This window comes from Mycolicibacterium wolinskyi str. Jessa 2025 (assembly GCF_049241375.1).
Lineage (GTDB): Bacteria > Actinomycetota > Actinomycetes > Mycobacteriales > Mycobacteriaceae > Mycobacterium > Mycobacterium wolinskyi.
Window position 1 is genome coordinate 4726587 of the sequence record NZ_CP185960.1, and the last position, 14469, is coordinate 4741055.

At 67.1% G+C, this 14469-nt stretch carries 15 protein-coding genes; 6 read left to right on the forward strand and 9 right to left on the reverse strand.

Going from position 1 to position 14469, the window contains the following annotated elements; all coding sequences use genetic code 11:
• Positions 1–38: 38 nt before the first annotated feature.
• The 3 genes from ACOI2T_RS23400 to ACOI2T_RS23410 all read right to left on the reverse strand — a co-directional run bounded on the left by ACOI2T_RS23400 (position 39) and on the right by ACOI2T_RS23410 (position 3843).
• Positions 39–812 carry an HAD-IIA family hydrolase gene (locus tag ACOI2T_RS23400; RefSeq protein WP_085145324.1) on the reverse strand — a complete coding sequence of 258 codons (774 nt, stop codon included), beginning with the start codon at positions 810–812 and terminating at the stop codon, positions 39–41.
• Between the two features lie 138 nt (positions 813–950).
• Complete coding sequence (locus ACOI2T_RS23405; protein ID WP_409506241.1) at positions 951–2336, reverse strand: aspartate aminotransferase family protein; 1386 nt, start codon at positions 2334–2336, stop codon at positions 951–953.
• Positions 2337–2349: 13 nt separating this feature from the next.
• On the reverse strand, positions 2350–3843 hold the full coding sequence (locus tag ACOI2T_RS23410; RefSeq protein ID WP_409506242.1) for a CoA-acylating methylmalonate-semialdehyde dehydrogenase: 1494 nt from the start codon (positions 3841–3843) through the stop codon (positions 2350–2352).
• A gap of 121 nt (positions 3844–3964) precedes the next feature.
• On the opposite strand from ACOI2T_RS23410, the gene ACOI2T_RS23415 reads away from it, so the two are divergent.
• The 3 genes from ACOI2T_RS23415 to ACOI2T_RS23425 all read left to right on the forward strand — a co-directional run bounded on the left by ACOI2T_RS23415 (position 3965) and on the right by ACOI2T_RS23425 (position 6557).
• A complete protein-coding gene (locus tag ACOI2T_RS23415; protein WP_409506243.1) occupies positions 3965–5605 on the forward strand; it encodes a PucR family transcriptional regulator in 1641 nt (546 codons plus the stop codon).
• 235 nt (positions 5606–5840) lie between these two features.
• Positions 5841–6146, forward strand: coding sequence for a DUF2218 domain-containing protein (locus tag ACOI2T_RS23420; RefSeq protein WP_409506244.1), 306 nt, complete (start codon positions 5841–5843; stop codon positions 6144–6146).
• A gap of 24 nt (positions 6147–6170) precedes the next feature.
• Entirely contained in the window at positions 6171–6557 is a 387-nt protein-coding gene (locus ACOI2T_RS23425) for a DUF2237 family protein (protein WP_409506245.1), read from the forward strand.
• 11 nt (positions 6558–6568) lie between these two features.
• Here the strand turns inward: ACOI2T_RS23425 and ACOI2T_RS23430 are convergent, their stop codons facing one another.
• Positions 6569–7234: a DUF899 domain-containing protein gene (locus tag ACOI2T_RS23430; RefSeq protein ID WP_409506246.1), complete on the reverse strand. Its 666-nt coding sequence runs from the start codon at positions 7232–7234 to the stop codon at positions 6569–6571.
• Between the two features lie 103 nt (positions 7235–7337).
• Between ACOI2T_RS23430 and ACOI2T_RS23435 the strand changes: the two genes are divergently transcribed.
• The gene (locus ACOI2T_RS23435) at positions 7338–8813 is read left to right on the forward strand and encodes a protein adenylyltransferase SelO (RefSeq protein WP_409506247.1); all 1476 of its coding nucleotides are present in this window, start codon (positions 7338–7340) and stop codon (positions 8811–8813) included.
• Positions 8814–8855: 42 nt separating this feature from the next.
• Entirely contained in the window at positions 8856–9560 is a 705-nt protein-coding gene (locus tag ACOI2T_RS23440) for a dienelactone hydrolase family protein (protein ID WP_409506248.1), read from the forward strand.
• Here ACOI2T_RS23440 and ACOI2T_RS23445 read toward each other — a convergent pair.
• The 5 genes from ACOI2T_RS23445 to rplS form a co-directional block, all read right to left on the reverse strand.
• The gene (locus ACOI2T_RS23445; RefSeq protein ID WP_409506249.1) at positions 9547–10770 is read right to left on the reverse strand and encodes an amidohydrolase; all 1224 of its coding nucleotides are present in this window, start codon (positions 10768–10770) and stop codon (positions 9547–9549) included. The genes ACOI2T_RS23440 and ACOI2T_RS23445 overlap by 14 nt on opposite strands.
• A gap of 5 nt (positions 10771–10775) precedes the next feature.
• The gene (locus tag ACOI2T_RS23450) at positions 10776–11081 is read right to left on the reverse strand and encodes a DUF2469 domain-containing protein (protein WP_019346355.1); all 306 of its coding nucleotides are present in this window, start codon (positions 11079–11081) and stop codon (positions 10776–10778) included.
• A 65-nt stretch (positions 11082–11146) separates the two neighbouring features.
• Positions 11147–11929 carry a ribonuclease HII gene (locus ACOI2T_RS23455; protein ID WP_084356865.1) on the reverse strand — a complete coding sequence of 261 codons (783 nt, stop codon included), beginning with the start codon at positions 11927–11929 and terminating at the stop codon, positions 11147–11149.
• A gap of 28 nt (positions 11930–11957) precedes the next feature.
• Complete coding sequence (gene lepB / locus ACOI2T_RS23460) at positions 11958–12794, reverse strand: signal peptidase I (protein ID WP_409506250.1); 837 nt, start codon at positions 12792–12794, stop codon at positions 11958–11960.
• A 67-nt stretch (positions 12795–12861) separates the two neighbouring features.
• The gene (gene rplS, locus ACOI2T_RS23465; RefSeq protein WP_067854222.1) at positions 12862–13203 is read right to left on the reverse strand and encodes a 50S ribosomal protein L19; all 342 of its coding nucleotides are present in this window, start codon (positions 13201–13203) and stop codon (positions 12862–12864) included.
• Positions 13204–13514: 311 nt separating this feature from the next.
• On the opposite strand from rplS, the gene ACOI2T_RS23470 reads away from it, so the two are divergent.
• Positions 13515–14459, forward strand: coding sequence for a serine hydrolase (locus tag ACOI2T_RS23470; RefSeq protein ID WP_409506251.1), 945 nt, complete (start codon positions 13515–13517; stop codon positions 14457–14459).
• Positions 14460–14469 lie beyond the last annotated feature (10 nt).

Below are 14469 nucleotides of genomic sequence, written 5' to 3' on the forward strand. Positions count from 1 at the left end.
CCGGCCGGTAAACCTCCACGTTGCCGCCCATGGCGCGGTCAGATGAGGTCGATCGCCTCGGCGATCGACGGCAGCACGCGGCTCGGCCGGAACGGGTAGCGCTCGATGTCGTCGACGGATGTCGAGCCCGTGAGCACCAAGATGGTGTCGAGGCCCGCCTCGATGCCCGCCACCACGTCGGTGTCCATGCGGTCCCCCACCATGACGGTGTTCTCCGAATGGGCCTCGATCCGGTTGAGCGCGCTGCGGAACATCATCGGGTTGGGCTTGCCGACGAAATACGGATCACGGCCGGTGGCCCTCGTGATCATCGCGGCCACCGACCCGGTTGCGGGCAGCGGTCCCTCCGCCGACGGACCGGTCACGTCGGGATTGGTGGCGATGAACCGGGCACCGCCGAGGATCAGGCGGATGGCCTTGGTGATCGCCTCGAACGAGTAGGTGCGGGTCTCGCCGAGGACCACGAAATCGGGCTCGGTATCGGTCAGGGTGTAGCCGACCTCATGCAGTGCGGTGGTCAGCCCGGCTTCGCCGATGACATACGCCGACCCGCCGGGGAGCTGATCGTCGAGGAATGTCGCGGTCGCGAGCGCCGAGGTCCAGATCGACGCCTCGGGCACCGTGAGGCCCGAACGCGTGAGCCGCGCGGCCAGATCGCGCGGCGTGAAGATCGAATTGTTGGTCAACACCAGGAACGGCCGTTCCTTGTCCGCCAACGTCTGCAGAAACTCCGCGGCACCCGGTAACGCGTGTTCTTCGCGAACCAGGACACCATCCATATCGGTCAGCCAGCACTGGGCATGTGAACGCACGAGTCCCAGTGTCTCAAGTCGGGCGGCAGTTCACGGGCTAACCGGACGCCAACGCCGCCCACCGAAACTGAACTCAGGGACAGATCTCTCGCGATTTCTGTCCCTGAGCGCAGTCCCGTTGAATGAAGACGCGGAGCGTCAGCTCGCGTGTTCGTCGGCGACGTCGAGCGCCTTGTCGAGGATTGCCAGGCCCTCGCGCACCTCGTCCGCCGACACGTTGCACGGTGGCACAACGTGGATGCGGTTGAAGTTGGCGAACGGCAGCAGGCCGCCTGCCTTGCACGCCGCGATGACGGCGTTCATCGCCGGGCTGGATCCGCCGTAGGGCGCCAACGGTTCCCGCGTTTCCTGATCGGCGACGAGTTCGACGGCCCAGAACACACCGGCACCGCGGACCTCGCCGACGCTGCGATGCTTGGCCGCCAGCTCGGCCAGGCCGGGCCCGATGACCTCGGCCCCGATCTTGGCGGCGTTGTCGACCATGCCTTCTTCTTCCATCGCATTGATGGTGGCCACGGCCGCGGCGGTCGCCAGCGGATGGCCCGAGTACGTCAGGCCGCCCGGATATGCGCGGTGCGCGAAGGTTTCGTAGATGGCGGGGCTGATCGCCACACCACCCAGCGGCACGTAACCGGAGTTGACGCCCTTGGCGAACGTCAGCAGATCCGGCACGACGTCGAAGTGGTCGATGGAGAACCACTTTCCGCTGCGGCCGAACCCAGCCATCACCTCGTCGGCGATGAAGACGATGCCGTAGCGGTCACAGATCTCCCGCACGCCTGCCATGTATCCCAGCGGGGGAACCATGATGCCCGCGGTGCCGGGGATCGACTCCAGGATGATGGCCGCGATGGTCGACGGACCCTCGAGCCGGATCAGCTGGTCGAGGTAGGCCAGCGCCCGCTCGGTCTCCTCGGCCTCCGTGGTCGCGTGGAACTGCGACCGGTACAGGAACGGGCCGAAGAAGTGCACCACGCCGGCGTTGCCGTGATCGTTGGGCCAGCGGCGCGGATCACCGGTCAGGTTGATCGCCGTCTCGGTGCCGCCGTGATAGGCGCGGTACCGCGAGAGCACCTTGTACCGGCCGGTGTGCAGGCGGGCCATGCGGACCGCGTGCTCGACGGCATCGGCGCCACCGTTGGTGAAGAACACCTTGTTCAACTCACCGGGGGTGCGCTCGGCGATCAGCCGGGCCGCCTCGGAGCGCGCCGCGTTGGCATACTGCGGCGCGACCGTGCACAGCTTGGCCGCCTGTTCGGCAATGGCGCCAACCACTTTCGGGTGCTGATGTCCGATGTTGGTGTTGACGAGCTGACACGAGAAATCGAGCAGCCGGTTGCCGTGGCCGTCCCACACATAGGACCCCTGCGCCGCGGTGATCGTCATCGGCGACAGTTCCTCTTGCGCCGACCAGGAGTGGAACACGTGTGCGCGGTCCAGTTCGTAGGCGCGCGCAGCCTCCGCCTTGGCTTCCTCGATGCTCAGACCGTTGGGCAGCACGGCGGACTCTTGAGTCACAGTCATGAATTCCAGTCTCTCACTTGTTTTCGGGGAAACCGAGGTTGATGCCGCCGTGGGAGGGGTCGAGCCAGCGGGTGGTGATGGCCTTGGTGCGGGTGAAGAAGTGCACGCCTTCGGCACCGTGGGCGTGACTGTCACCGAACAGCGAGGCCTTCCACCCACCAAAGCTGAAGTAGGCCATGGGAACCGGGATCGGCACGTTGATCCCGACCATGCCCACCTCGACCTCGTTCTGGAACCGCCGCGCCGCCCCACCGTCATTGGTGAAGATCGCCGTACCGTTGCCGTACGGGTTGCTGTTGATCAACTCAAGGGCCTCGTCGTAGGTGTCGACGCGCAGCACCGACAACACCGGCCCGAAAATCTCATCGGTGTAGACACTCATCTCCGGGGTGACGTTGTCCAGCAGCGTCGGGCCCAGCCAGAACCCGTCCTCACCGCCGTTGGCGATCACCGTGCGCCCATCGAGCACCACCTTGGCGCCCGCGGCCTCACCGGCATCGATGTAGGACGCCACCTTGTCGCGGTGAACCTTGGTCACCAGCGGACCCATGTCCGAATCCTTGGTGCCGTCCCCGGTCTTGATCGTGGCGGCGCGCTCGGCGATCTTGGCGACCAGATCATCGGCGATCGGGCCGACCGCCACCGCCGCACTGATGGCCATGCACCGCTCCCCGGCCGACCCGAAGCCGGCATTGACCATCGCATCGGCGGCCAGGTCCAGATCGGCGTCCGGCAAGATCACCGCGTGGTTCTTGGCCCCGCCCAGTGCCTGCACGCGCTTGCCGGTCGCGGTCGCGGTGGCGTAGACGTACTGGGCGATCGGGGTCGACCCGACGAAGGAGATCGCCTTGATCTTCGGGTTGGTCAGCAGCTCGTCGACCGCGGTCTTGTCGCCCTGCAGCACGTTGAACACGCCGTCGGGCAGGCCGGCCTCGGCCCACAACCGCGCCATCCACAGCGACGCCGACGGGTCCTTCTCCGAGGGCTTGAGCACCACGGTGTTGCCCGCCGCGATCGCGATCGGGAAAAACCACATCGGCACCATGGCCGGGAAGTTGAACGGCGAGATGATGCCGACCGGGCCCAGCGGCTGCAGCACCGAATGCACATCGACATTGGTCGAGGCGTTCTCGGTGAACCCGCCCTTGAGCAGACTCGGGATGCCGCAGGCGAACTCGACGACCTCCAGGCCACGGCTCACCTCACCGAGGGCATCCGAGAGCACCTTGCCGTGCTCGGCGGTGATGAGCGCGGCCAGCTCGTCCTTGCGGGCGTTGAGCAACTCGCGAAACGCGAACAGCACCGACGTCCGCTTGGCCAGCGACGTGTCCCGCCAGGCCGGAAACGCCGCCACCGCCGCATCGATCACCGCACGCGCATCCTCCACACTGGCCAACGCGACCTCACCGGTCACCGCACCCGTCGCCGGATTCGTCACCGGCGCCGTGGCCGTCGAACTGCCGGCGAACACCTTGCCGTCGCGCCAATGCTGGATGACTGTGCTCATGTATCGAAACCTCTCTATGGCGATGGTTCACTGCTCTTTCCTGCACCACTTTGCGGCACCGACTACCTGTCATCGAGCGTCAATCTGTATTCGATGAGAAGCCGTTGATTACACTCTGTAAATGATCCCGACCGTGCGCGACGTCATCGAGCTGCCTGTCGTGCAAGCCGGTGTACCCGAGATCGTCAGCTCCGAGCACCTCGACAGACCGGTGCGATGGGTGCACGTCAGCGACATGCCCGACCTCTCCGGGCTGCTGCAGGGCGGCGAACTCGTGCTGACCACCGGCTCGGCGCTGCGCGACGCGCCTCGCGACTACCTCGAACGCATGCGCGCCGCAGGTGCGGTCGGCGTGGTCGTGGAACTGGGCACCCGCATCAAATGCCTGCCCGCCTCGGTGGGGCGCATCGCCCAGTCGCTCGGTCTCGCGCTCGTGCTGCTGCACCGGGAGACGAAGTTCGTCGAGGTCACCGAGGCGGTGCACCGGATGATCGTCGCCGACCAGTACGAGGAGCTGGCTTTCGCCCACCGCACGCATCAGACCTTCACCGATCTGAGCATGAAGCGCGCTTCGCTCGCCGACATCGTGCGGGCGGCCGCCGACATGGTCGACGAATCGGTCGTGCTCGAAGATCTGTCTCACCAGGTGCTGGCGATATCACCACGGGGCGAACCGGCCACCGCGGTACTGACCGACTGGCAGCGACGCTCGAGGGCGATGACCGAGGATTGGTCGACGACCACCGTCGGTCCCCGCACCGAGGAGTGGGGGCGGCTCATCATTCCGCACACCCCGGCCGCACCGGCGAAGGCCAAGATGGTCCTGGAGCGCGCGGCGCAGGCCCTCGCCCTGCACCGCATGGCCGAGCGGGGCCGTTCCGGACTGGAGAACCAGGCACAGAGCGGCCTGATCGACGACGTGCTCGGCGGGCGGATCGCCGACGACCGTGAGGCCGATGCCCGGGCCGTCGCGCTCGGACTGCGTGCCACCGGTCCCTACCTTCCGGTCACGGTGCGCGTGGCCGCACCGGCCGACCGGCTCGATCCGGTTGCCGTGCAACGACGCAACATCCGCATCCTCGACGCGGTCACCCACAGCGTCAAATCCCAGGGGCACACCGCAATCTGCTCGACCCGCCAAGACGGCGAGGTCGGCCTCGTGCTGGCGGTGTCGACGCGGCGCGGCATGAGTCAGGACGCGGCGCTCGCCCGCCTCGCCGAAGGTCTGCGCGAAGCGATCGGCCGCGGCGGCGAAGCAGACCGGGTCGGCGCGAAGGCGGGACCTAAGGCCAGCCCGAGGATCACGGTCGCCGTCGGCAGCAGCGCGTCCGCATTCGCCGAGGCCGTGCCGGGGCTGCGCGAGGCCGCGCACGTCGCGGAGGTGGCGATGTCGATGACGGGGCTGCAGCGTCCGTTCGTGCGGGCCTCCGATGTGCGCCTGCGCGGGCTGATCACGCTGCTCCATGACGATCCGCGCGTGCAGACGTTCGCCGAAACCGAACTCAAGACACTGCTGATCCACGACGCCGACCACGGTGAGAACGACATGGCCATCCTGCGGGGCTACCTGGAGCTGGCCGGCAACAAATCCGCGCTGGCCAAACGGCTGCACATGAGCAGGCCGGCGCTCTACAGCCGGCTGGACTCGATCCAGCGCCGCCTCGGCGTCGACCTCGACGACGGCGAGTCGATGACGTCGTTGCACGTGGCGCTGCTGATACTCGACGCTCAGCGCAGCGCGAGCCCCGAATCGTTGCGGTGAACCCGTGCGCGACCAGTGTGCGCTGAGGGCGGTCAATCGGCTGTGCGGCCGCCCCTGGCGCACGCTCGGCGCTGAGGCTGCACACTCGAAGCTGTATGCCTCCCGCGAATGGAGGCCCGAATCGTTGCGGTGACGCCGTCCGCGGGCGCATAGTCGCCACATAGCTTCCGCATAGCTCGACCCCAGACTCCTCCGACAGGCTTTTCGGTGAGTGACGCCGACGGAGAGGACCGATATGTCGAACGATTCCGCGACGACGCACGCCGTCGTGCAGACCGACCGGCCGGATCGCTACGGCAAACAGCTCGTATCCCACCTCGGGCGGCGCAACGGCGGCGAATGGTCACCGGAGTCCCGATCCGGCTGGATCGACCTCGGCAGCGGACGCGCGACCGTCAGCGCTCGGGATGGCGAGCTCGAGCTGACGGTGACCGCGCCCGCCGACGAACTCGCGCGCCTTCAGGATGTCGTGGGCAGTCACCTGGTGCGGTTCGGCGAGCGCGACGAACTCACGGTCGCCTGGGATGGGGCGGCTGATTGAGCAACGCCGCGCGATACTGGTGCCATGGCTGATCGCAATGTGCTGGGCGGCCCGCTGGACGAATGCGGCACCGACCCGTTGACCGGGTTCTACCGCGACGGCTGCTGCTCGACGGGCGACGCCGACCTCGGCCGACACACCATATGCGCCGTCGTGACCGCCGAGTTTCTCGAACACCAGCGATCCATCGGAAACGACTTGTCCACGCCCGCACCGCATTTCCGGTTCCCCGGCCTGGTGCCCGGCGACCGCTGGTGCGTCACCGCGGCGAACTGGCTGCGGGCACACGAGGACGGACACGCCGCACCGGTCGTGCTCGCGGCCACCCACGAGCGCACGCTGGATGTGGTGCCACTCGAGGTGCTCTCGCAGTACGCGGTCGACGTGCCCGACGACCTCGCCGACATCTGAACCGCCGACGCCTATTGCGGGTAGTCGTCGTGCCAGCGCCACCAGTCGTACGGCGGCGTCTGCGGATAGCCCGACGGTGAATCCTCCCACGTCTCCTGACGTCCGAGCGCGGTGATGTCGAGGTAGCTCCACGTGCTGCCCATCGCCTCGTCGCCGCGGTTGTTGACGAAGTAGGTGCGGAAGACCCGGTCGCCGTCACGGATGAACGCATTTGTGCCGTGCCATTCGTCGACGTCGAAATCGACATCGAACGTGTCGGTGATCGTGTACCACGGCATCGCCCATCCCATCCGGTCCTTCAACCGTGCGATATCGGATTGCGTTCCGCGCGAGGCGAATACGAGGGTGGTGTCACGGGCATTGAGATGCGCGAGGTGCGCGACCTGATCGGCGAGCATCGAGCAGCCCGGGCAGGCGTGGTCGGGCCAGCCGTGCACGCCGGGTTCGAAGAACGCCCGATAGACGATCAACTGCCGGCGTCCGTGGAACAGATCCAGCAGGCTCGCCTGCCCGTCCGGACCGTCGAACCGGTAGTCCCGCTCGATTTCCAGCCACGGCATGCGCCTGCGCTGCGCGACCACCTCGTCGCGGGCCCGGGTCAACTGTTTTTCCTTCACCAACAGCTCCTGCCGCGCGCGCTCCCACTCGGCGTGCGACACGATCGGAGGTGTCTTCATGACCATTTCCGCCTTCCCGCTTCTGCTGCTCCGGTATGCAGACAAGCACTGCGCCCAGAATTCATCGGTGTGACCCGGCCGGAATTCTCCGTAGGCTCGGGGAGTGAGTGTGACACCGGAGACGGCGGTGGTCCTGGACAACCGCTTCGCGCGCGAACTGCCGGAGATGGCCGTGCCCTGGCAGGCCGAAGCGGCACCGGACCCGCGACTGCTCGTGCTCAACGATGGGCTGGCCGCCGACCTCGGACTCGATCCGGATTGGCTGCGCGGACCCGAGGGGCTCGGCCTGTTGCTGGGCACCGCGGTTCCCAGTGGCGCCACGCCCGTCGCACAGGCGTACTCGGGCCACCAGTTCGGCGGTTTCGTGCCCCGGCTGGGCGACGGCCGGGCGCTGTTGCTCGGCGAACTGACCGACCGCGACGGGTGCCCGCGGGATCTGCATCTCAAAGGGTCGGGCCGCACCCCGTTCGCGCGCGGCGGCGACGGACTGGCCGCCGTCGGCCCGATGCTGCGCGAGTACATCGTCAGCGAGGCGATGCACGCCATGGGCATTCCGACCACGCGATCGCTGGCCGTCGTGGCGACCGGGCGCGACGTGTGGCGCGAAACCCAGTTGCCCGGTGCGGTGCTGGCCCGCACCGCGAGCAGCCATCTGCGCGTCGGCAGTTTCCAGTACGCCATCCAATATTGCAATGCCGCACGGGATCTCGAGTTGTTGCGGCGTCTAGCCGACCACGCGATCGCACGCCACCACCCCCAAGCCGCCGAAGCCGAGAACCGCTATCTCGCGTTGTTCGACGCCGTGGTGTCGGTCCAGGCGAGCCTGGTGGCGCAATGGTTGCTCGTCGGGTTCGTGCACGGCGTGATGAACACCGACAACATGACGATCTCGGGTGAGACGATCGACTACGGGCCATGCGCCTTCATGGAAGCGTTCGACCCGGACACCGTCTTCAGCTCGATCGACCAGGGTGGCCGTTACGCCTACGGCAACCAGCCCGCGATCGCCCAGTGGAACCTCGCCCGGTTCGCCGAAACCCTCCTGCCGCTGATCGCCGACGACGGCGAGCAGGCGGTCGCGATTCTGACCGAGTCGCTCAGCGGGTTCCGCGAGAGGTTCGATCACGCGTGGTCGACGGGCATGCGCGCCAAGCTGGGACTTCCCGCCGAGGCCGACGACGAGACGGCCCGGGCACTGATCGACGACCTGCTGGTGCTGTTGCAGCAGAATCAGATCGACTACACATCGTTCTTCCGAGCCCTCGGCCGCGCCGCGCGCGGTGACACCTCGGTTGTCCGCGATCTGTTCGCCGTGCCGTCGACACTCGACGAATGGCTCGGGCGCTGGCGCACACTCGGCCCATCCGCCGACACGATGGACGAGGTCAACCCGATCTACATACCGCGCAACCACATCGTCGAGGAGGCGCTGGGCGCGGCGACGGCGGGCGACCTGGAACCGGTGCACCGGCTCATGGAAGTTCTTGCCGCTCCGTACCGGGAACGCGCGGGCCTGGACCGGTATGCCGCGCCGGCCCCGCAGGACTTCGGCGCCTACCGCACGTTCTGCGGAACCTGATCGCCGGTGACCCGCGGCCGCCGAGCCGCTACATTCGGTGACGTGACGACGATCTCGATCACCACCCCCGACGGTCCGATCGACGCCCTGCTGGGCACTCCGGAAGACGCAGGGCCGTGGCCCGGTGTCGTGGTGATCCACGACGCGATCGGCTACGGGCCCGACAACGAGTCGATCTCCACGCGCATCGCGGCCGCCGGTTACCTGGCGATCACCCCGAACCTGTACTCGCGCGGCGGCCGCGCGCGTTGCATCACGCGGGTGTTCCGCGAACTGCTGACCCAGCGGGGCCGCGCACTCGACGACATCCTGGCCGCACGCGATCACCTGCTCGCACATCCGCAGTGCACCGGAACCGTCGGCATCGTCGGCTTCTGCATGGGCGGACAGTTCGCACTCATCATGGGGCCCAAGGGTTTCGCCGCATCGGCGCCGTTCTACGGCACGCCGCTCCCCCGTCGTCTCGACGAGACGCTCGACGCGTCCTGCCCCATCGTGGCGAGCTTCGGCCGCCGCGACCCGATGGGCATCGGCGCACCGGCGAAGCTACGCAAGGTCGTCCAGGCCAACAACATCCCCGCCGACATCAAGGTGTACCCGCAGGCCGGCCACAGCTTCGCCAACCAACTACCGGCGCAGCCCCTGATGCGCATCACCGGTTTCGGTTACGACGAAGCGGCCACCGCCGACGCCTGGTCACGCGTGTTCACGTTCTTCGGACAGCACCTGCGGCCTAAAGCCAGCTGAGCGCGGCCACCACGAGGGCCTGCGTCCCGACATCGAGCGTCGGCTGAATCTCGGGCGCGAACGAGGGTGAGTGGTTCACCGGAATGTCGATGCTCACTCGATCCGCCTCGGCCGCGGTCCGGTACTTCTGCGGGTCGATACCACCGATCGCCCAGTACGTGTAGGGCGCACCGAACGCGGCGGGGATGTCGCTGAAATCCTCGCTTGCAGTTGCCTGACCGATCGTCTGCACCCGCGCGCCGAAGAACTCGGTGAACGCCTGGTGCACCCGGGCGGTGACGTCGTCGTCGTTGACGGTGAGCGGAAAGCTGTCGTACAGCTCGAATTCGGGGTCCTTCGGCGAATCCGAGGCCTGGCATTCCGCGACAACGATGCGCCGGATCGCATCGAGCACCGCCGTCCGCACCGCGGGATCGTAGGTCCGCAGGTTGAGTTCGAGCACCGCATGGTCGCCGATCACATTGCTCTTCATGCCCGACCGGATGCTGCCCACGGTCAGCACGACCGTCTCGGTGGGTGCGATCTCGCGGGACACGATCGTCTGCAACCGGATGACGATCATCGCCGCGAGCACCACCGGATCGACGGTCGCCTGCGGCATGGAGCCGTGGCCGCCGCGGCCGTACACCGTGATGCGCATGCTGTCGGCGGCCGACAGGAACGGCCCGCTGTGCACACCGAGCATGCCGGCCGGCGCGGGCCCCACATGCTGGGCCAGCGCCACGTCGACGGGACCCACCAGATCGGCCAGGCCGTCATCGACCATGCCTCGTGCGCCGTCACCGACCTCCTCGGCGGGCTGAAACAAGGCGACGAGCGTACCGCTCCAGTGTTGCGTTGCGCGGGCAAGCAATTCAGCCGCACCCAGCAAGCACGTCACGTGGACGTCGTGGCCACATGCGTGCATGACGCCGGGTTCGGCGCTCGCGTAGGGCAGCCCGGTCGCTTCGGTCACCGGAAGCGCATCCATGTCGGCACGCAGCAGCACCCGCGGCCCGTCCCCGTTGTGCAGGACGCCGACGACCCCGGTGCCACCGATACCGGTATGGACGTCCAGACCCGCATCGGCCAACCGCTCGGCCACCAGACCGGCCGTGCGATGCTCCTGATGCGACAGTTCCGGGTGCTGATGCAGGTCCCGGTACAACGGCTCCTGCCAGGCACGCGCGTCGGGCAAGCCCGCCAGCACCGCATCGACCCGGTTGCCCATCCCGGCTACTCCGGCAGCCGCAGCTCGGGCTTTTCGACTTCTTCGATGTTGACGTCTTTGAACGTGATCACGCGGACCTGCTTGACGAAGCGCGCCGGGCGATACATGTCCCACACCCAGGCGTCGGCCAAGCGCAGTTCGAAATACACCTCGCCGTCGGAGTTACGCGGAATCAACTCCACGCTGTTCGCCAGGTAGAACCGTCGCTCGGTTTCCACCACGTAGCTGAACTGACCGACGATGTCCTTGTATTCGCGGTACAGCGAGAGCTCCATCTCGGTTTCGTACTTCTCGAGATCCTCGGCGCTCATCTGCTCTGCTGTCCTTCTCGTAGATCCACGGCCTCAGTCACATTGTCCGCTCTTCGCCCAAGCGCTCACCCAGTAGTCTGCTCTTCGCTCAGGCATTCGTTGCCCATCTTTGCGTACGTCCCGTCGCCATTGCGCATCGGTGCGCCCGTCTTGGCGGCCCGCCGCACGTTCGTCGTCGCTGCGGCCCGCCGCACATCTGTCGTCGCTGCGGCCCGCCGCACGTTCACATACGAGTAGCGGTGCTCCGCACACGGACCCAACTCGGCCAACGCCGCGGTGTGGGCGGGCGTGCTGTACCCCTTGTGCTCGGCGAACCCGTAACCAGGGTGGTCACGCTCCATCTCGACCATCAGGCGGTCGCGGCTGACCTTGGCGAGCACGCTCGCCGCCGCGATGCACGCGGCCGCGGCGTCGCCACCGATGACCGGCAGCGACGGCACCGAAAGGCCGGGCACCCGGAAACCGTCGGACAACACGTAGCCGGGCCGCACCGCCAAACCCGCCACCGCACGGCGCATGCCCTCGATGTTGGCGACATGCACGCCTCGGCGATCGACCTCGACAGACGGGATGAACACCACGTGGTAGGCCAGTGCATAGCGGCGGATCAGGGGGAACAGCCGTTCGCGTTCCTTCTCGCCCAACTTCTTCGAATCGTCGAGCGCGGCCAGGCTCTCCAACCGGTTCGGCCCCAGCACGCAGGCCGCGACCACGAGCGGACCGGCACAGGCACCCCGGCCCACTTCGTCGACCCCGGCAACCGGACCGAGGCCGTTGCGATAGAGCGCAGACTCCAGCGTGCGCAGACCCGAGGACTTCCGGATCACCGTTCGAGGCGGCCACGACATCTTCACCTCGGAGGGCACGAGGCTGCTCCTAAGAGTTGGTCTGCGGATTCACGCTGCTGATCCCGCCCCACCGGGAGGGCGGCCATGCGATGAATCGTGCCTTACCGATCACATTCTCCACCGGGACGGTGCCGGCCATCGGGTCACCCGTGCACAGCAGACCCTTCTGCGCATCCGCGGGCAGATTCGTGCAGTGCACTCGCGAATCCGCGGAGTGGGTGCGGTTGTCGCCCATCACCCAGATACGGTCCTTCGGCACGGTTACCGGACCGAATTCGTTGCCGAGACACGGGTAGATGTTCGGATCGGCCATCATCGTGGTCGGATTCAGGTACGGCTCGTTCAGCGGCTTGCCGTTGACCGTCAGACCGGTGGCCGCACGGCACTCCACGGTCTGTCCGCCCACCGCGATGACTCGCTTCACGAGGTCGTTCTCGTCCGGCGGGACGAATCCCACGAAGGACAACGCGTTCTGCACCCACCGGATCGCGGTGTTGTCGGAGCGGATCGACTTGTAGCCGATGTTCCACGACGGCGGGCCCTTGAACACCACGACGTCGCCGGGTTCCGGCTCGGAGAACCGATAGGTGAGCTTGTCGACCATGATCCGGTCGCCGACACACCCCGGGCAGCCGTGCAGCGTCGGCTCCATGGATTCCGAGGGAATCAGGTACGGACGGGCGACGAACGTCAGCATCACGTAGTACAGGACGAGCGCGATGGTGACGAGGATGGCCCCTTCGCGCAACGCGGAGTGCTTGCGCTTCTGGGGTTTGTCCTCTTCGGCCACCGAGTGGGACGTATCGGAATCGGTGTCGAGTTCGTCCTCCGACGACGCGTCGGTTGAGTCGGTGGATCCGGTCACGGGATCCACAGTAGCGAGCGTCGTATCAGGCTCTGTGACGACAGCTGCGCCATGTGCGACGCGTCGCTCAGCGCTTTTCCTTGATCTTCGCCTTCTTGCCGCGAAGTTCACGCAGGTAGTACAGCTTGGCCCGGCGCACGTCACCGCGGGTGACGACATCGATGTGGTCGATGTTCGGCGAGTGGACGGGGAAGGTCCGCTCGACGCCGACGCCGTAGCTCTCCTTGCGCACGGTGAAGGTCTCGCGGATGCCGCCGCCCTGGCGGCGGATCACGACGCCCTTGAAGACCTGGATGCGCTCCTTGGAGCCCTCGATCACCTTCACGTGCACGTTGACGGTGTCGCCGGGGCTGAAGGTCGGGATGTCGTCGCGCAGCGACGTCTGATCGACGAAGTCCAGCGTGTTCATCGGTGACACTTCCTTGTTGTTCGCGGCTCCGGTCGAGTGCGCGCAGTCGCGCAGCCAGAGCTATCTTTTCGGGTGTATCGGGGTGCATCTCGCAGCGGGCGGGAGGTTGACCCGTCCCCGTCCTGCACAGACAACTGCTCAATTGTGCCAGATGGGACCCCGTCCAGTGAAATCCGGCGACATCCTCGATGGTTTACGCCTCATCACCACCGGCAACATCACCACCGCCAACGATGAGTCCGCCTAACTACGCGAGGGCGCCCGCCAGCGGTTAGGCTGCACGAAGTTCCAGCGAGGTTCGAGGGAGGGCGATGGAACGGCGGCCGTCGATACGCAAGTCGGCGGCAGCGCTCAGCGCGGCTGCGTTGCTGGTCGTCACCGGATGCGAAGCCCGGGTGTACGGCACACCGTCGGACACCCCGGACGCGCCGCAGCTCACCGTCGTCGTCCCGCAGGGCGGCATGGCGCCGCTCCCCGAAGCCGCGCTCGACGAGCCTCCCATGAGCTTTCAGGGCCTTCAGGACCGCGCCCAGCAGGCGACGGCGGTCGCGTCGGACGCCGGAGCCGACATCACCGTTCTGGTGCTCGACCGCAACACCGGTCAACTCGTCTCCAACGGCAACGGGACCACCATCGCGATCGCATCGGTCGTGAAGTTGTTCATCGCCGACGACCTGCTGCTGCAGGAGGCCAACGGCGAGACGGTCATCAGCCCGGAGGACCGCAAGCAACTCGACGTCATGCTGCGGTCGTCCGACGACAGCGCGGCCGAGGTCTTCTGGAACCGCAGTGGCGGCGACTCGATCGTCACCCGGGTGGCTGCGCGCTACGGCCTGGGCTCGACCCGACCGCCCAATGACGGCCGATGGTGGAACACCATCAGCACCGCGGCCGACCTGGTGCGTTACTACGACATGCTGATGAACGGCAGCGGCGGGCTGCCCGCCGAACAGGCCAACGTCATCCTGTCCAACCTCGCGCAGTCGACTCCGAACGCGATCGACGGCACCCAGCCCGGGGGCATCTACCCCCAACGGTTCGGCATCCCCGACGGTCTCTACGCCGAGCCCGTCGCGGTCAAACAAGGCTGGATGTGCTGCATCGGCTCGGACTGGATGCACCTGTCCACGGGCGTGATCGGCCCCGACCGCCGCTTCGTCATGGTGATCGGCGCGCTGCAGCCGACCGACTCGTCCACCGCCCGCAAGACCATCACCGACGCGGTCAAGACGATGTTCCCCGACGGGCACATCTGAACTCGGGCAG